General features: G+C 69.0%; 20 protein-coding genes and 1 tRNA gene. 9 read left to right on the top strand and 12 right to left on the bottom strand.

All coding sequences use genetic code 11. The annotated features are described in order from the left end of the window. Position 1 precedes the first annotated feature (1 nt). Entirely contained in the window at positions 2-289 is a 288-nt protein-coding gene (locus CX1_RS00195; RefSeq protein ID WP_052753105.1) for a cg0963 family protein, read from the bottom strand. Positions 290-559: 270 nt separating this feature from the next. Between CX1_RS00195 and CX1_RS00185 the strand changes: the two genes are divergently transcribed. From CX1_RS00185 to CX1_RS00170, 4 genes are all read left to right on the top strand, one after another. Then, a tRNA-Arg gene (locus CX1_RS00185) sits at positions 560-635 on the top strand. 338 nt (positions 636-973) lie between these two features. Next, complete coding sequence (locus CX1_RS00180) at positions 974-1306, top strand: hypothetical protein (RefSeq protein ID WP_052753106.1); 333 nt, start codon at positions 974-976, stop codon at positions 1304-1306. A 298-nt stretch (positions 1307-1604) separates the two neighbouring features. After that, on the top strand, positions 1605-2855 hold the full coding sequence (locus CX1_RS00175) for a hypothetical protein (RefSeq protein ID WP_060925120.1): 1251 nt from the start codon (positions 1605-1607) through the stop codon (positions 2853-2855). 222 nt (positions 2856-3077) lie between these two features. After that, complete coding sequence (locus tag CX1_RS00170) at positions 3078-3722, top strand: hypothetical protein (protein ID WP_046649924.1); 645 nt, start codon at positions 3078-3080, stop codon at positions 3720-3722. Between the two features lie 39 nt (positions 3723-3761). Here the strand turns inward: CX1_RS00170 and gcvT are convergent, their stop codons facing one another. The 7 genes from gcvT to CX1_RS00135 all read right to left on the bottom strand — a co-directional run bounded on the left by gcvT (position 3762) and on the right by CX1_RS00135 (position 13479). Further along, complete coding sequence (gcvT, locus tag CX1_RS00165; RefSeq protein WP_046649962.1) at positions 3762-4943, bottom strand: glycine cleavage system aminomethyltransferase GcvT; 1182 nt, start codon at positions 4941-4943, stop codon at positions 3762-3764. Positions 4944-5203: 260 nt separating this feature from the next. Then, positions 5204-6859, bottom strand: a complete 1656-nt coding sequence (locus CX1_RS00160; protein WP_060925119.1) for a solute symporter family protein — start codon at positions 6857-6859, stop codon at positions 5204-5206. Between the two features lie 3 nt (positions 6860-6862). After that, positions 6863-7249, bottom strand: a complete 387-nt coding sequence (locus CX1_RS00155) for a DUF485 domain-containing protein (protein WP_046649925.1) — start codon at positions 7247-7249, stop codon at positions 6863-6865. A 283-nt stretch (positions 7250-7532) separates the two neighbouring features. After that, positions 7533-9989: an HAD-IC family P-type ATPase gene (locus CX1_RS00150; RefSeq protein WP_046649926.1), complete on the bottom strand. Its 2457-nt coding sequence runs from the start codon at positions 9987-9989 to the stop codon at positions 7533-7535. Between the two features lie 12 nt (positions 9990-10001). Then, positions 10002-10751, bottom strand: a complete 750-nt coding sequence (locus CX1_RS00145) for an enoyl-CoA hydratase (protein WP_046649927.1) — start codon at positions 10749-10751, stop codon at positions 10002-10004. 34 nt (positions 10752-10785) lie between these two features. Next, entirely contained in the window at positions 10786-11637 is an 852-nt protein-coding gene (locus tag CX1_RS00140; RefSeq protein WP_046649928.1) for an aldo/keto reductase, read from the bottom strand. A gap of 75 nt (positions 11638-11712) precedes the next feature. Beyond that, positions 11713-13479, bottom strand: a complete 1767-nt coding sequence (locus CX1_RS00135; protein WP_082718940.1) for an FMN-binding glutamate synthase family protein — start codon at positions 13477-13479, stop codon at positions 11713-11715. Between the two features lie 107 nt (positions 13480-13586). Between CX1_RS00135 and CX1_RS00130 the strand changes: the two genes are divergently transcribed. From CX1_RS00130 to CX1_RS00115, 4 genes are all read left to right on the top strand, one after another. Beyond that, positions 13587-13904: a helix-turn-helix transcriptional regulator gene (locus tag CX1_RS00130; RefSeq protein ID WP_046649929.1), complete on the top strand. Its 318-nt coding sequence runs from the start codon at positions 13587-13589 to the stop codon at positions 13902-13904. Beyond that, positions 13901-14500 (top strand): hypothetical protein, encoded by a 600-nt coding sequence (locus CX1_RS00125; protein ID WP_046649930.1) that lies wholly within the window; start codon positions 13901-13903, stop codon positions 14498-14500. Before CX1_RS00130 ends, CX1_RS00125 begins: the two co-directional genes overlap by 4 nt. Before the next feature lie 91 nt (positions 14501-14591). After that, positions 14592-15503, top strand: coding sequence for an ABC transporter ATP-binding protein (locus tag CX1_RS00120; protein ID WP_046649964.1), 912 nt, complete (start codon positions 14592-14594; stop codon positions 15501-15503). Then, entirely contained in the window at positions 15500-16762 is a 1263-nt protein-coding gene (locus CX1_RS00115) for an ABC transporter permease (protein ID WP_052753107.1), read from the top strand. The genes CX1_RS00120 and CX1_RS00115 overlap by 4 nt, the downstream gene beginning before the upstream one ends. 92 nt (positions 16763-16854) lie before the next feature. On the opposite strand, the gene CX1_RS00110 is transcribed toward CX1_RS00115, so the two are convergent. Further along, on the bottom strand, positions 16855-17862 hold the full coding sequence (locus CX1_RS00110) for a ribokinase (protein ID WP_255217613.1): 1008 nt from the start codon (positions 17860-17862) through the stop codon (positions 16855-16857). Next, positions 17855-18802 (bottom strand): nucleoside hydrolase, encoded by a 948-nt coding sequence (locus CX1_RS00105; protein ID WP_046649932.1) that lies wholly within the window; start codon positions 18800-18802, stop codon positions 17855-17857. Before CX1_RS00105 ends, CX1_RS00110 begins: the two co-directional genes overlap by 8 nt. Positions 18803-18998: 196 nt before the next feature. Between CX1_RS00105 and CX1_RS00100 the strand changes: the two genes are divergently transcribed. Then, positions 18999-20483 (top strand): carboxyl transferase domain-containing protein, encoded by a 1485-nt coding sequence (locus CX1_RS00100; RefSeq protein ID WP_046649933.1) that lies wholly within the window; start codon positions 18999-19001, stop codon positions 20481-20483. Between the two features lie 98 nt (positions 20484-20581). On the opposite strand, the gene CX1_RS00095 is transcribed toward CX1_RS00100, so the two are convergent. Both CX1_RS00095 and CX1_RS00090 read right to left on the bottom strand, forming a co-directional pair. Beyond that, a complete protein-coding gene (locus CX1_RS00095; protein ID WP_046649934.1) occupies positions 20582-20941 on the bottom strand; it encodes an FKBP-type peptidyl-prolyl cis-trans isomerase in 360 nt (119 codons plus the stop codon). 175 nt (positions 20942-21116) lie between these two features. Continuing rightward, entirely contained in the window at positions 21117-22412 is a 1296-nt protein-coding gene (locus CX1_RS00090) for a citrate synthase (RefSeq protein WP_244465423.1), read from the bottom strand. Positions 22413-22932: the final 520 nt, after the last annotated feature.

The following is a 22932-nucleotide window of genomic DNA, read 5'->3' as shown; positions in this document are numbered from 1 at the left end:
ACTACTTGGACTCGCGCGGGTTACCCTCGGCGCCGAACGCGCCGCTCATCTCCTCCGGGCTCAACGCCGACAACGACCCGGCCGTGTACCGGTTGGCCCAGGACTGCTTCAGGTACACGTCGCAGGCGTTGCCCATGTACTTGGCGTCGTAGTTGTTCAGCTCCATGACGGGCTTCAGCGTGCCGTCTTCCTGCAGCGCCGACACGACCAGGTGCGGGGACTCGGCGTCGTTGGTCACCTGGCAGACGAACTTGACTCCGTTGACATCGGTGAACGTGGGCTTCAGCACTTTCGGGACCTCGCTATTGTCGATTAGCCCTATGCCGACCATCGGCCGGGCCGTGGATCCCATGGTAGACCCGGCCCGGCCCGGCGGCGCGGCTCGCGACGGCCACGGGGGGATCACCGTTAGCCGGGATTCACGCACGCTGGGGCGATGCGGCACGACTGTGGCGATGATCATGGCTTTCGGCGACACCCGGACCGTGGGGTAATGTTGTGGCGTCGCGCCGGGGGCACGCGCCGCAGACCGCTGCCGGCCACCCGCCGCCGACGATCCGCCCCAGTAGCTCAGTGGATAGAGCACGGCTCTCCTAAAGCCGGTGTCGGAGGTTCGATTCCTCTCTGGGGCACCACATGAACGGGCATCGGATGCCCGATCCATCGCCGACATTCGGCAACTCGGTCTCCCCCTGCACCCGCCACCCGAACGGGGGATCGGCGGTGCCCGCATCGCCCGGGGCGGACCACTTTTCGCTGGCCAAGGGCCCTCGATCACCGTTAGCCGCCCCGGCAACGAAACTCACCGGGCGCGGGCGCCCCCAACGCGATTACTGTCGATGGTGGAAACGGTGCATTCGGATTTCGGGTGCACCCCGGAAGAACCGACGACCCGCCCACCGGCCATCCCGGTTGCACCAGGGTTTTTCGGCGCTTCCCCCACAGTGGAAGTACCCACGGAAAGGACTGCACAATGCCCGCCACCAAGAAGCCCGCATTCACCGACGTCGACGGAATCAAGGTTCACGCCAACCTGGTCGACATCGACGGCAACCTGCGCCTCAAGCTCGTCGACGAGAACGACAACCAGATTCTGCTGCTCAACTTCTACGACGCCAAGCAGCTCAGCGCCGCCGTGGAGATGTTCCTGGGCCAGCGCTACGGCGACAACTTCGCCAAGCTCGACGGCAACATCTCCCTCGAGGACCGCAAGGAGCTTTTCCACGAGGAGCTCGAGGAGAAGGAAGAGGAGCTGAAAAAGCTCGCGGAGGAAGAGAAGGCCCGCCGGGCCCGCGGCGAGCTCTAGCCTTCCCCCTTTCCTCCGGGACGCTCTCGCGCACCGCGCGCGTGCACGAGAGCGTCCACGGTCGTGCTTTGCGACGCCGACCCGCCCCGCCGAGGGGCGCGGTCGGCGTTTTCGCTCTGCACCGCAGACGAGACGACTGCGCCCACATCTTTTTGCCAGGCTTACCTAAGTCAGGGTAACCTCACCATGGTTATTTCGACGATCCGGAGGCCCAGTGATCCACTTCAGCGCGCACGTCCCCATCCCCCTCTCCACGCCGGCCCCCCGGCGCGTCCGCCGACGAATCGGGGCACTGACGATGGGGGTGGTCGCCGCGACGATGATCGCGGCGCGCCCCGCAACGGCCGCCGCCACCCCCGCGATCCCGCTGCTTCCCGCGTCGCCTTCGCTCCCCGGCGGCTTCCCGGCGCTGCCCTTCCCCGGGCCCACGGCCGACCGCGACGCCTCCGACGGCCCCGGGTTCATCCTCTCCGCGCGGGACGGGCTCCGCGACGATTCTGTCCTCGCCGTCACCGGCGGCGGCTACGCGCCCGGCGAGAACATCTACGTCACGCAGACGATCGAGAAGCCCGCGTCCGGGTACCCGGAGACCTACGGCGAAGCCGTCAAGGTCACCGTCGGCGACGACGGTGCGTTCACCGCCGAACTGCCGGTCGACGTGATCTTCGGCGAGGTGGATTGCCGAACCACCCAGTGCTACGTGGCCACGTTCACGGCCTTCCCCAAGCTCGTCGATCGCAGCCAGGACGCGTGGGAGCCCATCCACTTCGACGGCGCCGCCGCACCCGCCGGGCCCACGCCGAACGGCTCCCCCGCCGCGCCAACGCGTCCCGGCGCGCCGGCCACCACGGCACCGTCGCAAAGCACCGGACGCGCCACCACGGCGGCGACCTCAGCGAATGGGCCGAGCGTGACCCTGTCGACGAACGAGATCGCCGCCTCCGGAGTCACCTCCGTCACCGTCACCGGCACGGGCTTTGCGACGACCGGCGCGGGCGTCTACGTCGGCGTCGCCGAAAAGGCCAGGTTCTCGCACACCGACGCCTCCAACTTCGGGTCCGTGAACTACGTCAAGGCTTCCGAAATGGGCGCGGACGGTTCATTCACGACCGTCGTCGATGTGGAGCCGGTATTCGCCGCCGGCAACTGCATCGACAACGCCTGCGCCATGTTCACCTTCGCCGCGCACGGCTCCTCCGACCGCAGCCAGGACACCGCCACCGACCTCGTCGTCGCGGGCACCGCCGCCGAGAAGGCGGCGGCATCGGCGGCCGCACCCGCCGGCGCGAAAACCGGGTCGAAGCCGGTGGGCTCGAAGTCGACGACCGGCACCGGTTCGGGGCAGCCCGCGGGCCTCGGCACCGGCGCGAGCGAGGAAGAAGCGGCGACCACCGCCGAAGCCACCCTCGCCGCATCCGGCTCCCCCATGGCCACCTTGTCCGCCGGGCTGATCGGCGCCGTCGCCGGGGCCGCGCTCCTCGGTGCCGGGGTGCTGCTGGGACGCCGAACCCGCCGCGCGGATTCGGCGGGTTCGGCGGAAGGGGTCTAGCGCTCCATCAGTGGTCTTCCGTTCCCGCGGCGGCCGCGCCCGAACCCGGCGTGGCGGTCACCGCCACCTTCACCGTGCACGCCTCCCCTCCTTCATGCCGGGGACACGTCCGGATTCCGCCGTTCCTCCGCCGCCGAAATCCCCGCCCGTCCGCCCGGCCATGTAGGCTCACCCCGAATACGCACGAGCGGATTCGATCGCGAACCCCGGGGAGGTACCGACATGAAGCGCACCATCATCGCCGCCGCCGCATGCGGCGCCGCCCTGCTCGCAGCCGCGTGCACGCCACAGGAAGCGCCCGTGAACCCGGCCGCTTCGTCGGCGTCCGGCGCCGATGCCACCACTGCCGCGGAATCGTCGCGGGCGGCGGAGTCGACCTCCGAAGAAACCGGTTCGAGCACGTCGGAGTCCATGCCGGAATCGGAGGCCGACGAGTCGCCGTCGGCACCGCCGGAATCCACGACCACCAATGCCGCCACCCGCGACATGGCGCGGGACCCGGCGGGCACCCCGTCGGCGACCCGCCGCGGAGACGGCCGCGCCCGCATCGGCGATCCCTGCCCGGGCCTGGAGGGGACGCTGCGCCCCGCGGTCAATGGCGAGAATCTCGTCTGCGCGGGCGGCACGGTTCCCCGTTGGACCGTGATCCTCGACGAGCCCGTGCCCACCGAGCCGACGAATCCCACCGAGCAGCCCTCCGACCCGACGGAGGAGCCCAGCCCCACCGGCGAGCCCGGCGGCAACGGCAACGGCGGCTCGAACGGAAACGGGAATGGGGCCGGCAACGGCAACGGACACGGCCCCCGCGGCCACGGCAACGCCGGTGCACCGTGGGCCACCCCGGACCCGGCGGCGCCGGCGCGCTAGCCGCGCCCCTCCCGTCGCGCCGATTTCCCGCGTTCGGCGCTACTTGCGCTTCTTGCGGTTGTAGAACGGCGTCGGCACGACCGTCGCGGTGCGCTGCTCGCCCTCGACGTCGAGGGTGAGCTCCGTGCCCTTCGACCCCAGCCAACGGTCGACGTAGGCGAACGCGATCGGGTACCCGAACGTCGGCGACACCTTCGTCGAGGTGATCTCGCCGACTTCGTTGCCGTCGGCGTCGCGAAGCACCGCGCCGCGCTCCGGCGCCACCTTGCCCTCGATCTGCAGGCCCACCAGCATCTGCTGCGGCTGCGGCTGATTGACCAGCGCGTTGCGGCCGATGAAGTTGCCCTTGGTCGGGCCCATCACCGACTTCAGCCCGGCCTCCAGCGGCGTGCGCTCGCGGGTCAGCTCGCGGCCGTACAACGGCATGCCGGCTTCCAGGCGCAGGATGTCGCGGCACAGCAGGCCGCACGGGCGCACGCCGAGATCGGCGCCGTCGTCGGCCGGATCCTCCGGATTCTCGACGGCCCCGCCCGCGGCCAGCAGCGCGTCCCACACCTCGGCGCCGCGCTCGGCGGGCGGGAAGACCTCGAAGCCGTCCTCGCCGGTGTATCCGGTGCGGGCGACGATCATCTCGACGCCGGCGACCTCGAGCGACGTGCACGAGTAGTAGCGCAACGCATCGAGCGTGCCGTGCGAATCGGAGGGCACCACGCGGCGCAACAGCTTCGCGGCCTTCGGCCCCTGCACCGCGATCAGCGCGATCTCGGAGCTGCGGTCGATGACCTCGACGTCGTAGCCGCCGACGCGCTCGCGCAGGGTGTCGTACACCTCGATCATGTTGCCGGCATTGTTGACCAGCATGAACTCGTTGACGCCCAGCCGGTAGACGATCAGGTCGTCGATGATGCCGCCGTCCTCCTGGACGATCATCGTGTACTTCGCCTTGCCCAGCGCGATGGGCTTGATGGCCGAAATGAGGGTGTGCGCCAGGAAGCTCGCCGCATCCGGGCCGGAGACGCGGATCTCACCCATCAGCGACAGGTCGAACAGGCCCACCGCCTCGCGCACCGCCCGGTGCTCCTCCAGCTCGGAGGTGTAGCGGAAGGGCAATTCGTGCCCGCCGACGTCGCGCATCTCCGCGCCCAGCGCCACGTGCCGGTCGTACAGCGGGCTGCGCAGCGGCTGCGTCGCGGGATCGGTGGTTGCGGTCGAGTCGGTCATGGATGCCTCCTGCTTCGTCACGCGCCCGACTCCGCCGGGCATGGTTGCCACTACCTTATCCCCGCCCCGGGATTTCCGCTTTTCGGCAGGTCACGGCGTTGCTTTGCGACGCCCCACGTCCACCTCGGCAACGGGAAAACCCCGTCCCGGCCGCCGGATTTCTCCGGGGTCGGGGCGGGGTTTTCGGATAAAGCCCTGCGCGCCACCGTGGGGACGCGCGCCGGTGCGGTGCGATGAACTCCGCAGCCGGCCGGATGCTCTTAGTGGTCGACGGCGGCCTCGGTGCCGACGCCGGTGAGGGAGCGAACCTCCATCTCGGCCTGGAGGTCATCCAGGTTGTCCGGCTTACCGACGTAGGTGCCGATGATGCCGGCGATGAAGCCGAGCGGGATCGAGACCAGACCCGGGTTCTGCAGCGGGAACCACGCCCAGTCGGCGCCCGGGACCATCGAGGTTTCGAGGCCGGAGACGGCCGGGGAGAAGAAGATCAGCAGCAGGGCGGAACCCACGCCGACGTACATCGAGGAGACGGCGCCGGTGGTGTTGAACTTCTTCCAGAACAGCGACAGCAGGATGGTGGGCAGGTTCGCCGAGGCGGCGACGGCGAAGGCCAGCGCGACCAGGAAGGCGACGTTCTGGCTCATGGCCAGGATGCCCAGGATGATGGAGGCGATGCCCAGCACGACGACCGTGATGCGGGAGACGCGGACCTGCTGCTCCTCGGTCGCGGTGCCCTTCTTGATGACGGCCTGGTACAGGTCCTGGCCGACGGAGGCGGAGGCCGTGATGGCCAGGCCGGCGACGACCGCGAGGACGGTGGCGAAGGCGACGGCGGAGATCAGCGCCATGAAGATGGAGCCGCCCAGTCGCAGCGCCAGCAGCGGGGCCGCGGCGTTCGCGCCACCCGGGGCGGCGAGGATCGCGTCGGGGCCGACCAGTGCGGCGGCGCCGAAGCCCAGGATCAGGGTCATCAGGTAGAACGAACCGATGAGCACGATGGCCCAGGTCACGGACTTGCGGGCCTCACGGGCGGTGGGCACCGTGTAGAAGCGCATGAGCACGTGCGGCAGACCCGCGGTACCGAGCACCAGGGCCAGGCCGAGAGAGATGAAGTCGAGCTTCGAGGTCTCGGTGGCGCCGTACTTCATGCCCGGCTGCAGCAGCTGGGAGCCCTGGGTGCCCGCCTCGGCGGCGGTCTGGGAGGCGTCGTGGGCGTTGACGGCCTGCTCGAGCAGACCGACGAAACCGGACTTGGCGATGACGAAGACCAGCACGGTCATGACGGCGACGCCGCTGACCAGCAGCACGGCCTTGATCATCTGGACGTACGTGGTGCCCTTCATGCCGCCGATGAGGACGTAGGCGATCATGACGATGCCGACGATGGCGACGACGATGGACTGCTCCAGCTTGCCGTCCAGGTTCAGCAGCACGGCGACGAGCGAGCCGGCGCCGGCCATCTGGGCGATGAGGTAGAACAGCGTCACGGCGAGCGTGGTGATGGCGGCGGCGGTGCGCACCGGCTGCTGGCGCAGGCGGAAGGCGAGCACGTCGGCCATGGTGAACTTGCCGACGTTGCGCAGCGGCTCGGCGACGAGCAGCAGCGCGACCAGCCAGGCCACGAAGAAACCGATGGAGTACAGGAAGCCGTCGTAGCCGCTCAGCGCGATGGCGCCGACGATGCCCAGGAAGGACGCGGCCGAAAGGTAGTCACCCGCGATGGCCAGGCCATTCTGGGTGCCGGAGAACTGGGCGCCGCCGGTGTAGAAGTCGGAGGCGTCCTTCTTGTTGCCGCCCTTGGAAACGCGGGTGACGACCACCATCGTGATCACGATGAACGCGACGAAGACGATGATGTTGAGGATCGGGTTGGACTCGGCGAGATCCGCCTGAGCGAGGAGGCTGTGGTTGTTCATGTCTTACTTGACCTCCCGGTTGCCGGAGTTGATCTTCTCGGCGATGACGCCGGACTCCATGTCTTCGCGGATCGCGGCCTGCTTCGGCTCCAGCTTCTTGTTGGCGAAGCCGATGTACCACCACGTGATGAAGAAGGTGGTGACGAACTGCAGGACGCCGAGCAGGATGCCGAGGCTGCCGACGATCGGCATCTCGGTGCCGAACAGGTCCGGCATGTACGTGGCCAGGAGGACGTACGCGACGTACCAGACCAGGCCCGCAACGGTCAGCGGGATGGTGAACGAACGGAACGTCGAGCGGAGTTCCTGGAACTCCTCGGTGCCCTGCACGTAGCGGTACTCCGCTGCGGTGGGCTTGTGCCGGTTTACCGGCTGGGGGGATGCGGACACTTGTGTGCCTTTCCGGGTCATCATGTACGGGCAATCACGGTTCACGCCGCGGATCATGGGACCCGGCGTGGGTAACACCTCACTCGGGGCGACGGCCTGTGTGGCGCATCACACCGGAATATGTGCGCCCATGAAGTTACCTGCAACACCCTCACCTGCGAAACAGGTCACACTCACAGCGTGATTTAAGGAAGTTCGCGCCACCCCCAAAGGTCGGTCCCACCTGGGATGACGACCCCAAACGCCGTTACCCCCGCCTATGCGCCGTTTCAGTTAATTTCTATTAACTGTTTTGATTTTCGAGCCGATGCGACCGCATCCGGTTGATCTGCCAGACGATTTCGACCAGCACCGCACCCGCAATGCCCGTCAGCACCGCGACGAAACCCATCCCCGGCGACACCGGGTGGAGGTGCAGCACGGCGGCGATGGGCTTGACCAGGAAGATGACGAAGTACGCCCCGCCGGCGGCCCCGAGCAGCGCGAGCTTCCACGGCTCGTAGGGCCGTGCGACGACGGCGAGCACCCAGAACGCGGTGATGATCAGCACCACCAGCGTGGCCGTCGACGCCGCCCCTTCCACCGCGAGGTCCGCGTCCGCACCCGGATACGCCCACACCCAGAACCCGAACGTCAGCGCGCCGACGATGAGGCCCGAGGGCAACGCCAGCCGGAACACCCGCGACGAAAACCCCGGCTTGGCCCGCTCGTGGTTGGGCGCCAGCGACAGCACGAAGGCCGGGATGCCGATGGTGAACCATCCGGTGATGGTCACGTGAATGGGTTCGAAGGGGTACGCGTATCCGATGACGCCGACGGCCAGCGCCAGGAACACGGAATAAATGGTCTTGGTCAGAAAGAGGTTCGCGACGCGCTCGATGTTGCCGATCACCCGCCTGCCCTCGGCCACGACGTGCGGCATGACGGCGAACCGGTTGTCCAGCAGCACCAGCTGCGCCACCGATCGCGTCGCCGGCGCCCCGGCGCCCATGGCCACGCCGATGTTGGCGTCCTTCAGGGCCAGCACGTCGTTGACGCCGTCACCGGTCATGGCCACGACGTGCCCGCGCGACTGCAGGGCCCGCACCATCGCCCGTTTCTGATCCGCGGTCACGCGCCCGAATACGTTGCCCTCCTCCACGGCGTCGGCGAACGCCTCGCGCGCCGCCTCTCCCCCGTCGGGATCCGGGAGCTCGCGGGCGTCGACGGGCGAGTCCGCGCCCGGCAGCTCCAGCGCCCGCCCGACCGCGCCGACCGACGCCGCGTTGTCGCCGGAGATCACCTTGACGGTGACGTTTTCTTCCGCGAAGTACTCGAGCGTCTCCCGCGCGTCGGGACGCAGCGTCTGGTCGAGCACGACCAGCGCCACCGGCTCCAGCAGCCCCGGATGCTTTTCGACGGGCTCGCCCGGCCCCGCCACCACGTCCGAGACGGTCACGGCGGACTTCGCCAGCAGCAGCACGCGAAGGCCCCCGCTCATCAGCTCGGCCGCACGGTCGAGCGCCGCCGAGCCGGTCGCGGCCAGGATGTCCGGCGCACCGAGCACCCACGTGCCGTGATCGCCGAACGTCGCACCCGCCCATTTCCGCGCCGAGGTAAACGGTGCCTTGTCGGTCGCCGCCCACCCCGGATCGGCGACGCCGGACTCGTCGAGGCTCTCGTTGATCGCCATCGTCGTGGCATTCGGCCTCTCCTCCAGCCGGCCCAACGCGGCGAGGACGTCGTGGACGGCCGCCACGCCGGCCCCGTCGTCAAGCAACTCCACGTCCCGCAGAAGCATGCGGTTTTCCGTCAGCGTGCCCGTCTTGTCCACGCACACGACGTCGACCCGGGCCAACCCCTCGATCGCCGGCAACTCGTTGGTGAGCACCCGCCTGCGCCCAAGGCGGACGATGCCGATGGCGAAGGCGATGGACATCATCAGCACCAGGCCCTCGGGGACCATCGGCACCAGCGACGCCACCATCGCCAGCAGCGACTCCTTCAGGTCCTGCCCCGACCGGAACAGCTGCGTCCAGATCACCAGCGCACCGGTGGGGATGAGGATCCACGTGATCACCCGCAGGATCTTGTTGATCCCGCGCAGCAGCTCCGAATCCGTCAGCGTGAACTTGCTGGCCTCCGCCGCCAGCTGCGCCGCATACGCCTCCGCCCCCACCTTCAACGCCTGCTGGGTGCCGCCGCCGGAAATGACGTGCGACCCCGAATACAGCGGATCGCCGACTTTCTTGTGCACCGGCTTCGACTCGCCGGTCAGCGGCGACTCGTCGACGTCGAGGTCGTCGACCGTGCGCGCCACCCCGTCGACGATGATCTGGTCGCCCGCCCCGAGCTCCACCAGATCGTCGACCACGATCTCCTCGCGGTCGATGTCGCGGGCCGGCCCGCCGTCGCGGATGACGAAGGGCCGGGCGCGCCCGACGATCGACAGCTTGTCCAGCGTCCGCTTCGCCCGCAGCTCCTGCACCACGCCCACGATCGAGTTGGCGATGATCAGCAAGCCGAAGGCGCCATTGACCCACGACCCCGTCCACAGGACGATCGCGAGCAGCACCGCGAGGATGGCGTTGATCCGCGTGAACACGTTCGCGCGGATGATGTCGGTGACCGTGCGCCCCGACGTCGGCGGCAAATGGTTGACCAGGCCGGCCCGGCGCCGCTGATCGACCTGCTCCGAGGTCAGGCCGCCGGGGCCGGTGGCGAAGGCACTGTCCAGGTCGGCGTCGCGTTCCCGGCGCATCACGTCCGCCGGCTACTTTCCGCGGAACACCGGGTCGCGCTTCTCCGCGCGCGCCCGGCCGGCCTCCGCGGCGTCCTCCGACGCCCAGACCCGCTCGTACAGCTCGCGCTGCTCCGGCTTCGGCGGCAGGTTCGTCTCGTCGTCGTTGAGCACCATCTTGTGGTACTCCAGGCTCATCGGCGCGAAGGACGCGATGCGCTCGGCGACCTCGCGGGTGACGTTGGAATCGCCCACGTAGGACGCCAGGCCGCAGGACTTCGCCTCCGACTGGTCGACCTGCTCGGCCGCCAGGAGGATGGTGCGGGCGCGGGCGCCGCCGACCAGCACGCGGGTGCGGCGGATGGTCCACGCGTCGACCGCGATGCCCAGCTTGACCGGCGGGATCATGAACCAGCCGCGCTCGCCGACGACCCGGAGGTCCGCGGCCATGGACAGCTGCATGCCGGCGCCGACCGCCGCGCCCTGCACGTCCGCGATGATGATGCGCGGGCACTCCTGCAGGGAGTGCAGCATGCGCGCCAGCTGCTCGTGGAAGTTGCCGTCGCTGTGCTGGCCCCCCAGATCGGCGCCGGCGCAGAACGCGCGGCCCTCGCCGCGGATGACGATGACCCGGCACTCCTCGCGGCCCGGCGCGGCGTCGACCGCGTCGGCGATGTCCGAGCAGACCCCGGCATTGAGCGAATTGCGCTTGTGATCGCGATCGATGGTGATCGTGGTGATGGGGCCGTCGTGCTCGACGCGGATCTCGGAGGTCTCAGACATGGTCCCAAACCTACCGGCCCGGACGGACCACCGTTCACTCATCTCCGAAGAATCGGGGGTCGCCCCCGATCCGCGAATCCGGGTCGGCCAGGGAGGAGATCGCCGCCATCTGCGCGTCGGTGAGCTCGAAGCCGAGGACCCCGAGGTTTTCGGCCATGCGGCCCTCGTCGGCGGACTTCGGGATGGCCACCAGACCGCGCTGCAGATGCCACCGCAGCGTCACCTGCGCCGGGGTGCGCCCGACCTCGGCCGCCACCTGCGCGATCGGCCCGTCGCCGAACTTCTTGGCGCGGCCCAGCGGGGCCCAGCTTTGCGTGACGACGCCCCGGCGCCGGTCGTCCTCGACCTGCGCGTCCTGGGGCAACCCGGGGTGCAATTCGATCTGGTTGACGGCGGGGGCCTCCGGAAGCTCGTCGAGCACCTCGGAATAGAAATTCGCCACTCCGGCGGAGCGGGTCAGTCCTTCGTCGCGAAGCTTCATGATCTCGGAGTAACTCTCGCCGAACAGCCCCTGCTTCGGGCAGGGCCAGTGGACGAGCAGCAGGTCGACGTAATCGAGGCCGAGCTTGCGCAGCGACTCCTGCGCCGAGCGGCGCGTGTCGGCGGCGGCCTGGGCATCGTTCCAGACCTTGGTGGTGACGAACAGTTCGTCACGGTCGACGAGCCCGTCGGAGACCGCGTCGGCGATGCCCTGCCCGACGCCGACTTCGTTGCCGTACAGCGATGCCGTGTCGATGTGCCGGTACCCGATCTCGATCGCATGGCGGACGCAGCGCCGCGCGGTCTCGTCGTCCATGCGCCACGTGCCCAGTCCGATCTGGGGAATGGTGTTTCCGTCGTTCAGGGTGAGGGAGGGAATGGTGCCCGCAAAATCGTCATTGGCCATGCCTCTTTTGTACTCCCGTCCCGGCGGACGGGCCATGGGCACGACCTCATTCTCCGTTGCACTCGTCTCGGCGCGTTACTTCTCGGCGTCCTCGTCCTGCATGTCTTCGGCCACCTGCTCCGCGTCGGCCGAGCCGCCGTGGACGTCGGCCCCCGCCGCAGCCTGTGCCCCCGCGGGCATCGCCGCAAGCTCGACCGTCTTGATCTCCTCCGCCGGTTCGACCGCCGGCTTCGCCCCGCCGTGCAGCTCCGGGTACCAGAAGCGCTCGGGGTCGGCGAGCGCCCAGTCCTCCGCCCAGGCGTGGAATCGGGTGCCCGTGAGCAGCTCGCCCGGTTCGAGCCAGTTGTACAGCTCCGCGTAAGTCTCGGCGTACTCGTCGGAAGTGCGGCGGAACAGCATCGACGGCGAGAGCTGATCGAAATTCTCCAGGCCCATCGAAGCGAGCATTCCCACGGCCTCTTGCACGGTGGCGTCGTGGAAGTTGCGCACGCGGTTGGCCTTGTCGTCGACGTCGACGGCCTTCCACCGCTTCGGGTTCTGCGTGGCCACGCCGACCGGGCATTCGTTGGTGTGGCACAGCTGCGACTGGATGCAGCCGGTGGCCATCATCATGCCGCGGGCCGAGGCCATGAAGTCCGCGCCCTGGCACATCCGCTTGACGATGTCGAAGCCGGTGACGATCTTGCCCGTCGCGCCGATCTTCACCCGGTCGCGCAGGCCCGCGCCGACGAGCGCGTTGTGCACGAGAACCAGGCCATCGGTCAACGGCATGCCCACGCGGTCCGAGTATTCGAGCGGGGCGGCGCCGGTGCCGCCCTCGGCGCCGTCCACGACGATGAAGTCCGGGGTGATGTCCTCTTCGACCATCGCCTTGCAGACGGCGAGGAACTCGATGCGCGAGCCGGCGCAGATCTTGAATCCGACGGGCTTGCCGCCGCTGAGCTCGCGCATGACCCCCATGAACCGCACCAGCTCGCGCGGGGTGGAGTAGACGCGATGGAACGGCGGGCTGACCACGCCCTCCCCGACCGGCACGCCGCGGGTCTTCGCGATGATCTCGTCGACCTTGTCGCCGGGCAGCATGCCGCCCAGGCCGGGCTTCGCGCCCTGGCTGATCTTCAGGTAGGTCGCCTTGACCTGCGGAAGCGCGGCCCGTTCGCTGAAGCGGTCGGGGTCGAAGTCGCCGTCGGCCGTGCGGCAGCCGAAGTAGCCGGAACCGATCTCCCAGAACAAGTCGGCGCCGTATTCCAGGTGATACGGGGAAATGGAGCCTTCGCCGGTGTCGTGGATGAAGCCGCCCATCGCCGCGCCCTTGTTCATGGCGCGCACCGCGTTCGGCGACAGCGCGCCGAAACTCATGGCGGCGACGTTGAAGATGGACACGTCGTAGGGCTGCGTGCACCCGGGGCCGCCCAGATGCACGCGCGGATTGGCGTTCACCGAGCGCGAGGGCGCCATGGAATGCGGGATGTACTCGTAGCCGGGCTCGGTGATCTTGCGCTCGGTGCCGAAGGACTTCTTCGAGCCCAGGCCCTTGGCGCGCTCGTAGATCACGGAGCGGGTGTCCCGGTCGAACGGGGTGCCGTCGAAGTTGCGCTCGATGAAGTATTGCTGGGTCTCCGGCCGGATGGACTCCAGGATGTACCGCGCGTGCCCGAGGATCGGGTAGATCCGCAGCAGCGTGTGCTTCTTCTGGATGAGCACGTCGTAGACCGCGACCAGGTCGAGGAAGACGAACACCGCCAGCGGCACGCCCCACCATGGGCTGACGAATACGGTCAGGGCCAACGCGATGACGTTGGCGATGAACAGGATCCCGAGAATCGTTGGCCGAGTGATCACGTTTTCCAGGGTACGTGCGTTCCTTCGACCAGGCAGTTTCGTCATCTACTGCATCCATTTCGTTGCGCCAGTTGACAGGTTGTTGGGTTTTCACAACACTTGGTGTCATGAGCCCAGTGAAACGGGGTCCGCAGCGGCCCATCTTCAACCGATTGGCGGTCCTGCGCGCCGAACGCGGGCTCAGCCGCGCGCAGCTCGCGCAGGCCGTCGAGGTCAACCACCAGACGATCGGGGCGCTCGAGCGCGGGGACCACTACCCCAGCCTCGATCTGGCGTTCCGCCTCTGCGAGGTGTTCGGCCTGCCGGTGGAGGCGGTGTTCTCCCGCGAGGAGTTCACCCCGATGTCGGCGGCGCTGTACGCGGCGCAGGTGCAGAACCCGAACCAGAATCCGACCCCGAACCCGAGCCACGAGGAGAAGCGATGAACCACACGCCCCCGACCGAGTCCGGGATCGGCGCGACCGATCGAGCCGCGCAGCGCAGTTTCCTCGAGCGCTGGCAGGCCCGGCGCGAACGGAAGTTCCTGGAGCGCCGCGAGATCACGTCCAACTGGTTCCCGAAGCTGCGCAACCGCGCCGCCCGCCGCAAGCTGGTGGTCGCGTACCTGGCCACCATCGCGGCGTTGCTCGTCGCCGGGGTCATGCTGACCTTCGCGATCATCGGGGACGGAGGTTCCGTGTGGTGGGGCGTGCCGTGGATGGTCTTCACGGTGGCGCTCGTGATCACGTGGACGACGCTGGTGATCGTCACCGACAACATCGACGGCGCCCCGATGTCCGTGCTCGACGAGTACGAGCGGGCCCGCGTCGAAGGGCTGCGCAGCTTCGCGTACCAGTGCTTCACCTGGTTCGGAATGGTGTTCAGCATCGGCCTCGTCTTCTTCGGGACCTGGGTCGGCTCGAACGAGCCCGACTGGGCCGCGGACGTCCCGTATCTGACGGGGATGCTGTTCCTGATCCCCTTCCTGGTGATTCTCTCGCTGCCCACCGCGATCATCGCGTGGACGATGCCGGATGACTGAACGGCCCCGCTCACCCCATACGACTCGATCAACCCAAAAAATCACAGCGTTTTCGCAATCGACCGATGACCGACCAGAAAGGATGGCGACCATGGCGGGACAGCCCCTGATCATCGACGGCCTCCGGAAATCCTATGGGGACCTCAAGGTCCTCGACGGCATGAGCTTCACCGTCCGCCCGGGCGAGATCTACGGATTCGTCGGGGCCAACGGCGCCGGCAAGACCACGACCATGCGCATCGCGCTGGGCGTGCTGACCACGGACGGAGGCGAGGTCCGCCTCGGCGACGTGCCGCTGGACGACACTTCGCGCCGCACCATCGGCTACATGCCGGAGGAGCGCGGGCTGTACCCGAAGGAGAAGGTCCTCGACCAGCTCATCTACTTCGCGCGCCTGCACGGCATGGACGCGGCGACGGCGAAGGACCGCGCCGAGTCCCTGCTGGCGACCCTGAACCTCACCGAGCGAGGCGGCGACAAGGTCGACACCCTGTCGCTGGGCAACCAGCAGCGCGTGCAGCTGGCGGCGGCGCTGGTCCACGATCCGGAGGTCCTCGTCCTCGACGAGCCGTTCTCCGGCCTCGATCCCATCGCCGTCGGCGTGATGTCGCGGGTGCTGCGCGAGCGCGCGGACCGGGGCATCCCCGTGGTGTTCTCCTCGCACCAGCTCGATCTGGTGGAGCGCCTGTGCGATCGCGTGGGCATCATCCGCGACGGCCGCATGCTCGCCGAGGGCACCGTCGACGAGCTGCGCACCGCGGGCCCGCGCCTGTTGGCCGTGGAGGTCCCCTCGGCGTCGGCGGGTTGGGCGGATTCCGTCCCCGGCGTCGCGTCGTCCGAGGTCGACGCGCAGGGCCGCACCGTTTTCACGCTTGACGACGACGCTCCCGCCGACACCGACCAGCGCCTTCTTGATCTGGCGCGCACCCACGGCCCCGTGCATTCCTTCGGCCCCGTCCACATTCCGTTGACCGAGCTGTACCAGGAGGTCGTCCAGTCATGAGCACGCCCATCAAGGATTCCACCCGCTCCGGCGGCCCCCGCGGCGCCGGTTCCACGACCGCGTCCGGCTACCGCGCCTCCACCGCCATCGGTTTGGTGACCAAGCGCGAGCTGCGCGAGAACCTGATGAAGAAGGGCTCGGTCGTCACCCTGATCCTCGGCATCGTCCTGGCCGTCGGCGGCGTGCTGCTCACGGCCTACCTGACCCGCGACGACGGGGAAACCACCGAGCCGACGCGCATCGCCGTCGTCGGCGAGGCCCCCTTCGCCGATTCCCTGGCCGACGCGCCGGAGGGCACGCTGCCCACCCCGATCGAAACGCTGCCCGCCGCCGACGAGGACGCGGCCCGCGCCATGATCGACGACGAGTCCGCCGACGCCGCGCTCGTGCCGGACGACGGTGCGACCGCGAACGAGTGGACGCTGCTGCAGAACGGCACGCCGGACACGCTCGTCGTCACGCTCAACTCCGCGCTCGCCGCCCAGCTGCAGGCCGACGCCATCGCCGCCCAGGGCGGGGACCCGGCGGCCGTCGCGGCGGCGGCCGGGCAGGGCTCGGTGACGTCGCAAAGCACGCAGGACATCGACTTCGCGGCGCTCATCGTCGTCGGCGTCGGCGTCATGGTGATGATCACCGCCATCATGATGTTCGGCGGTTCGGTGGCCAGCTCGGTCATCGAGGAGAAGTCGTCGCGCGTCGTGGAGATCATGCTCGCCACGATCCGCCCGCTGCACCTGCTCGCCGGCAAGATCCTCGGCGCGGGCCTGGCCGGCGCGATCATGATGGCCGCGATCGTCGCCGCCGCGTCGGTGACCATCATCGCCACGGGCCTGGCCGCGGACTTCGACATCCCGTGGCTCGCCGTGGCCACGCTGATCCCGTTCTTCATCCTCGGCTACCTGCTCTTCGCCGCCCTGTACGCGACGGCCGGTTCGCTGGTCAGCCGCATGGAGGACTTCGGCGCGGCGCAGATGCCGGTGCTCATCCTGTCCTTCGTGGCCATCTACGTCCCGGCCTTCGGCTGGTCGCAGCTGGACTCGACGTTCATGCAGGTCGCCGCGTGGATCCCGCCGGCGTCGGTGACCACCGCCCCGCTGCAGTACGCCATGGGCAACTTCAGCGGCCTGCAGCTGCTCGGCTCGGGCGCCGTGCTCGCCGCGTCCTGCGTGATCATGCTGCTGCTCGCCGCGAAGATCTACCCGCGCAACGTACTGCGCACCGGTTCCCGCGTCACCTGGATGCAGGCGCTGAAGGGCTAGCCGCGCCCTCCCCGCGCCCGCACGCGCCGAAGGCCCCGCCCCACCATCGTTCGGTGGTGGGCGGGGCCTTCGCTTTTCGACGGCGCCGGCGCCTAACCCCGTCGGCCGGTGCCCGCGAATTCCCGGACCTGCGCCGCCGAGCCGTACGAGGCCTGCGCCCCGGCGCCACCGGCCGCGTAGGCCGACACGGCCGCCGCGACGCGGGCGGAGTCGCGGACCCCGAGACCGGAGGCCAGTCCCGCCATGAGGCTGCCCATGTACGAGTCGCCGCAGCCGGTGGTGTCGACGACATCGACGGGCAACGGCTCGACGAGGGTCGCGGTGACGGAACGTTCGCCGGTCTCCTCCGCACCGGTCTCCACCACGACCGATCCCGCACCGCCGAGGGTGACCACGGCGGTGCGGATGTCGTGCTTGGCGGCCAACGCCGTCGCCGCGTCCGACCAGTCGCCGGATTCGGCGCCTTCCTCCACCGCGGCCGATCCCACGAGGACGGCGAGCTCGTGCTCGTTGACGATGAGCACGTCGACCAGCTCCAGCAGGTCCGCCGGCACGTCGCGCACCGGCGACAGGTTGAACACCACGGTCACCCCGGCGTCTCGGGCGATGCGCGCGGCCTCGACGACGGCGTCGTCGGCGACCTCCAGGCACAGGCCCAGCACCCCGGCGGCCCGGATGGCATCGCCCCGGTCGCGGACGAAGCCCGCGTCGACGGTGCCGTTGGCGCCGGCGGAAATGACGATGCAGTTCTCCGCCTCATCGTCGACCAGGATCATCGCCGTGCCGGTGGCCTCCGCCGCCTCGGCCAGGTGGGACACGTCCACGCCGGCGTCGACGAGGGAATCGCGCAGCAGCGCGCCATTGGGGTCCGCGCCGACTGCGCCGAGGAACGTCGCCGCCACGCCGAGCCGCCCGACGGTCGCCGCCTGATTCGCGGACTTCCCGCCCGGCAGCACCTCCAACGGGCCGCCGGCGATGGTCTCCCCCGGCTTCGGCAGCGACGCCACCCGAACGGTCAGATCGGCGTTGGCCGAACCCATCACGCAGACCTTCCCCGGGGAGGACGCCAGGACGTCGAAAAGCGGATCGAGATCAGGCACGGCCTGCCACCGACCCGATGCGGGACATGAACTCCGACAGGAAGCGCTCGACGTCGACCCCGACGGCCACCTTGACGTTCTTCACCGGGTCGTTGAGGCGGACCTCGTCGCCGATGGTGCGGCCGCGGGTCTCGCCGTCGACGTCGACCTTCATGTTGTGCTCGATGACCGTCACCAGCGACGGATCGACCGCGACGCCGACCGCGAGCGGGTCGTGCAGGCCGCAGCCGCCCAGATGCGGGGCCGTGGTGTCGTAGGCCTTGATGTAGTAGTCCGTCATGTCGGCCAGCACGCGGCCGGCGTCGGTGCCCAGCTCGCGCCACTGCTTCGTCTCGTCGTAGGTCAGCAGCGTCTGCAGGGTGACGTCGAGGCCGATCATGGTCACGTCGGCGCCGGAGCGGAAGAGCTTGTCTGCGGCCTCCGGATCCTGGTTGATGTTCGCCTCCGCCCACGGGCGCACGTTGCCCGGCACCGTCAGCGCACCGCCCATGATGACGATGCGCGCGTTGGCGGCGAACTCCGGGTCGCGATCGATGGCCGCGGCCAGGTTCGTCATCGGGCCCGTGGCCACGATGACCAGATCATCGCCGTGCTCCCGGACCGAATCGACCAGGAAATCGACCGCGCCACGGTCGTCGACCGCGCGCTCCGACGCGGGCAGGTCCACCTCGCCGATGCCGTTGGCACCGTGGATGAACGCCGAAATCTCCAGGACCTCGAACCCGTCCTTCGCCGAGGCGTGCGGCTCACCGTGGAAGACGGGCACGTCCGCCCGGCCGAACAGGTCGAGCAGCGCCAGGTTGTTGGCGACGCCGTCCTTCATGAGCACGTTGCCGTACGTGCCGGTGACGCCGATGAGCTCCAGTTCCGGCGAGCCGAGCGCGTAGGCCAGCGCCAACGCGTCGTCGATTCCGGTGTCGAGGTCGAGGATGGTCTTCATCGCCGGGTGATTCTCCGTTTCGGCGCCCGTCGCCAGCTGCGGCCAGGTCGCCGGGCGCCTTCGACGCGCGACCGTGGCCCGAACATTTACCCCATTATCCAGGTTTCCCGGATCCGGGTTCCCGAGGGCGGCGCAGCTCACCCGGGGCGTGCGCGGGACCGGCACGAAGACCGCAGCCTTGGCATAACCTGGAGACATGTCACGAACGAGCGCGCGCGAACTCATCGATTCCGTCATTGACCGGGGCACTTACCTCAGCTGGGACACCCCGCCGGACTACGGCGACATCGGCGCCGACTACGCCGTCACGCTGGAGCGGGCTCGCGAGAAGTCGGGGGTCGACGAGGCCGTGCTCACCGGCGAAGGCGAAGTGGGCGGCCGCCGAGTCGCGGTAATCTGCTCGGAGTTCTCCTTCTTGGCCGGCTCCATCGGCGCGGCCACCGCCCGCCGGATCATCCGGGGCATCGAGCGCGCGACCGCCGAACGGCTGCCGCTGCTGCTGTCGCCGACCTCCGGCGGCACGCGCATGCAGGAGGGCACCCCGGCGTTCGCGATGATGGTGTCCATCACCACCGCCGTCGCCCGCCACAAGGACGCGCACCTGCCCTTCCTCGTGTACCTGCGCAACCCCACGACCGGCGGCGTCATGGCGTCGTGGGGATCCTCCGGGCACTTCACGTTCGCCGAGCCTGGCGCCTTACTCGGCTTCCTCGGTCCCCGCGTCGTCGAGCTGACCACCGGCACCGGCATCCCCGAGGGCGTGCAGACCGCCGAGAACCTCTTCGAGCGCGGCATCATCGACGGCGTCATCTCGCCCGAGGGCCTGCGCGGTTCCGTCCGCCGCACCGTCGACGTGCTCATGCCGGACGTCGACACCGCCGAACCGGCCCCGCCGCCCAACGCCGTCCCCGACGGCCGCAGCGCCTGGGAGTCGATCCTGCGCACCCGGGAGCCCTCGCGGCCGGGCGGCGGCGACATCCTCGCCGCCCTCGAGGACCGCTCCGTGCCGTTGTCCGGCACCGGCGACGGGGAGAGCGACCGTGCCGTGCGGGCCGTGCTGGCCCGCATCGTCGGCCGCCCCGTCATCCTCGTGGTGCAGGACCGCCACCAGCAGCCGCCGCTGGGCCCCGACCCGATGGGCCCGGGTTCGCTGCGGTTCGCCCAGCGGGCGATCCGGCTGGCCGAAAGCCTGCGGATCCCCCTGGTCACCGTCATCGACACCGCGGGCGCCGAGCTCACGAAGGACGCCGAGGAGAACGCCATGGCGGGCGAGATCGCCCGGACCCTCACCGCGCTTCTCGACGTCCGCGTCCCCACCGTGTCCGTGATCCTCGGCCAGGGCTGCGGCGGCGGCGCGCTGGCCATGTTGCCCGCGGACCGTGCCCTGGCCATGCACGACGCGTGGCTGTCGCCGCTTCCCCCCGAGGGCGCGTCGGCCATCATCCACCGCGACACCGAGCACGCCCCCGAGATGATGGAGGCCCAGGGCGTGGCCGCGGAAGCGCTTCTCGACGCCGGCGTGGTCGACGAACTCATCGCGGAACCGGATGACGGCGCGGACTTGGTCGACCGGGTCCTCGGTGCCATCGGCCATGCCCTGTGGACGCTGGAGACGGATCCGGAGCGCGTCGGCCGCGAGCAGCGTTTCGCCCACTACCGGGAGTTCGCGCTCGGCACGTAGCGCTCGTCGAGCCGCGCGCGGGAAGCAGCGCACGCGAAAAAAAGGGGCCGGCCGACGGAAGTTCCGTCGGCCGGCCCCTTGCGATTGCCGGGGACCGTCTACTTGACGTCGAGCAGGTCGATGACGAAGACCAGGGTCTTGCCGGACAGGAAGTGGCCCGCGCCGGCGGGGCCGTAGGCCTTCTCCGGCGGGCAGATCAGCTCGCGGCGGCCGCCGACCTTCATGCCGGGGATGCCCTCCTGCCAACCGGCGATGAGGCCGTTGAGCGGGAACTCGATGGACTGGCCGCGGTTCCACGACGAGTCGAACTCGTCGCCGGTCTCGAATTCGACGCCCACGTAGTGGACCTCGACGCGGGCGCCGGGGGTGGCCTCCGCGCCGTCGCCGACGGTGATGTCGTTGATGACCAGATCGGTGGGGGCCGGGCCGGACTTGGCGCCGAGTTCGGGCTTCGTCATGGTGAATCTCCTCGTGTGGTCGCATCCGGATGCGGGGCATCCGCATGCACTGCGTCGGATGGTTTCTTCCCGCGAAGTCTAATGCACTCTCGCCCCGCGGTGGGCGACCCTCCCGACGACGACGCCCCGCCCGGCCATGTGGCCGGACGGGGCGTTGACGCCGTGGCGGGGACTCTTAGCGGTCCTCGCGGGCCGGGAAGTCGCGCTCGTTCTCGCCGGTGTAGATCTGGCGGGGACGGTTGATCTTCGAGGCCGGGTCGGTGACCTGCTCGTTGAAGTGGGCGATCCAGCCCGGCAGGCGGCCGAGGGCGAACAGGACGGTGAAGAAGTCCGTGGGGAAGCCCATGGCGCGGTAGATCAGGCCGGTGTAGAAGTCGACGTTCGGGTAGAGCTTGCGCTGCACGAAGTAGTCGTCGGCCAGCGCGATCTCCTCGAGCTTCATGGCCAGATCCAGCAGCTCGTCGCCGCCGAGGTGCTCCAGCACCTCGTGGGCCGTCTTCTTGGCGATGGCGGCGCGCGGGTCGTAGGACTTGTACACGCGGTGGCCGAAGCCCATCAGGCGGACGCCCGGCTCCTTGTTCTTGACGCGGTTCATGAAGTCGGTCGCGTCGCCGTCGTGGTTGTTCTTGATGTCCTCGAGCATCTCCAGGACGGCCTGGTTGGCGCCGCCGTGCAGCGGGCCGGACAGGGCGTTGATGCCGGCCGCGATGGAGACGAACATGTTGGCGCCGGAGGAGGCGACCATGCGCACCGTCGAGGTGGAGCAGTTCTGCTCGTGATCGGCGTGGAGGATGAGGAGCTTGTCGAGCGCGTCGACGAGCACCGGGTCGACCTCGTACTTCTCGGACGGGAAGCCGAACATCATGCGCATGAAGTTCTCGCGCGCGTTCAGCGAGTTGTCCGGGTACAGGTACGGCTGGCCCTTGGAGGCGCGGTAGGCGTACGCGGCCAGCATGGGCACCTTCGCCATCAGGCGGGCGGTGGCCAGCTCGCGCTGCTCCGGGTTCGAGGGGTCCAGCTCATCCTGGTAGTAGGCCGACAGGATGTTGACCGAGGAGGCGAGGGTGGCCATCGGGTGCGCGCCGCGCGGGAAGATGGAGAAGGCCTTCTTGAAGTCCTCGTCCAGCAGGGTGTGATGGCGGATGTCGTAGTTGAACTTCTCCAGCTGCTCCTTGGTGGGGAGCTCGCCGTTGATCAGCATGTAGGAGACCTCGTTGAACGTGGCCTTCTCGGCCAGCTGCTCAATCGGGTAGCCACGGTGGCGGAGAATGCCCGCGCCGCCGTCGATGTAGGTGATCGCGGACGTCGTCGAACCCGTGGCGGTGTAGCCGGGGTCGAACGTGGTCAGACCGGTCTCCGCGAGCAGCTTGCCGATCGCGATGCCGTCGTTGCCCTCGGTGGCCTTGACGATGTCCATCTCGAACTCGCCACCCGGGTAGTGGAGCACGGCCTTGTTGTTCTCAGTAGCCACAACTTCCCTTTCGCTGAAAATGTGTCGTTCAGGCAATCCGGCGTTGTCTCGCCGGCCACGGCCCACACTATCCGCGCGCCCCTCGGGACGCGCGGACGGTGCCCGGTGTTGATCGGCGGGCAACATCTTCGCCCGCTTCACACCAGGACCCGGCCGAGCCATACTCAACCGCCAGCAGTGGATTGCGACACACTCTAGCAAAGAATGTGAGGGCGACAACACCCTTACCCCCGCAGTTCTGTGCCCACGGAAGCATGGCGGCCAGCATATAGAACTTGCTTTCATGGGGCAACAACACGTTTAGCCAGGTCAACCCACAGTTATCCCCCATTCCCGCCACGACGGGCACGTTCCGCCCCGCAACCGCCCGCCCCACGTGCCCTCCACCTCCCCCTTTGGGGAGAAAAGCACCGGACCAGGGCCGCAGCACCGGAAACACCAAGCTCCAGGTCGATTCATTTTGCACAGATTTGACTTCGCAACCTTCACAAAATGTGAACTTTGCAAAGTCCTTTTCGCC

The sequence above is a fragment of the Corynebacterium xerosis NBRC 16721 = ATCC 373 genome, from assembly GCF_001552415.1.
In the GTDB taxonomy this organism is placed as follows: Bacteria; Actinomycetota; Actinomycetes; order Mycobacteriales; family Mycobacteriaceae; genus Corynebacterium; species Corynebacterium xerosis.
The sequence above is the reverse complement of the archived record's forward strand: the minus strand, read 5'-3'. Positions and strand labels throughout refer to the sequence as shown.

Coding starts and splice junctions, on each gene's coding strand:
- CX1_RS00105 (WP_046649932.1), bottom strand. CDS start 18,802: ATGAAGACCATCCTCGACCTCGACACCGGAATCGACGACGCGTTGGCG.
- CX1_RS00130 (WP_046649929.1), top strand. CDS start 13,587: ATGAGCCCAGTGAAACGGGGTCCGCAGCGGCCCATCTTCAACCGATTG.
- CX1_RS00150 (WP_046649926.1), bottom strand. CDS start 9,989: ATGCGCCGGGAACGCGACGCCGACCTGGACAGTGCCTTCGCCACCGGC.
- CX1_RS00095 (WP_046649934.1), bottom strand. CDS start 20,941: ATGACGAAGCCCGAACTCGGCGCCAAGTCCGGCCCGGCCCCCACCGAT.
- CX1_RS00160 (WP_060925119.1), bottom strand. CDS start 6,859: ATGAACAACCACAGCCTCCTCGCTCAGGCGGATCTCGCCGAGTCCAAC.
- CX1_RS00125 (WP_046649930.1), top strand. CDS start 13,901: ATGAACCACACGCCCCCGACCGAGTCCGGGATCGGCGCGACCGATCGA.
- CX1_RS00145 (WP_046649927.1), bottom strand. CDS start 10,751: ATGTCTGAGACCTCCGAGATCCGCGTCGAGCACGACGGCCCCATCACC.
- CX1_RS00170 (WP_046649924.1), top strand. CDS start 3,078: ATGAAGCGCACCATCATCGCCGCCGCCGCATGCGGCGCCGCCCTGCTC.
- CX1_RS00175 (WP_060925120.1), top strand. CDS start 1,605: ATGGGGGTGGTCGCCGCGACGATGATCGCGGCGCGCCCCGCAACGGCC.
- CX1_RS00140 (WP_046649928.1), bottom strand. CDS start 11,637: ATGGCCAATGACGATTTTGCGGGCACCATTCCCTCCCTCACCCTGAAC.
- CX1_RS00100 (WP_046649933.1), top strand. CDS start 18,999: ATGTCACGAACGAGCGCGCGCGAACTCATCGATTCCGTCATTGACCGG.
- CX1_RS00115 (WP_052753107.1), top strand. CDS start 15,500: ATGAGCACGCCCATCAAGGATTCCACCCGCTCCGGCGGCCCCCGCGGC.
- CX1_RS00120 (WP_046649964.1), top strand. CDS start 14,592: ATGGCGGGACAGCCCCTGATCATCGACGGCCTCCGGAAATCCTATGGG.
- gcvT (WP_046649962.1), bottom strand. CDS start 4,943: ATGACCGACTCGACCGCAACCACCGATCCCGCGACGCAGCCGCTGCGC.
- CX1_RS00180 (WP_052753106.1), top strand. CDS start 974: ATGCCCGCCACCAAGAAGCCCGCATTCACCGACGTCGACGGAATCAAG.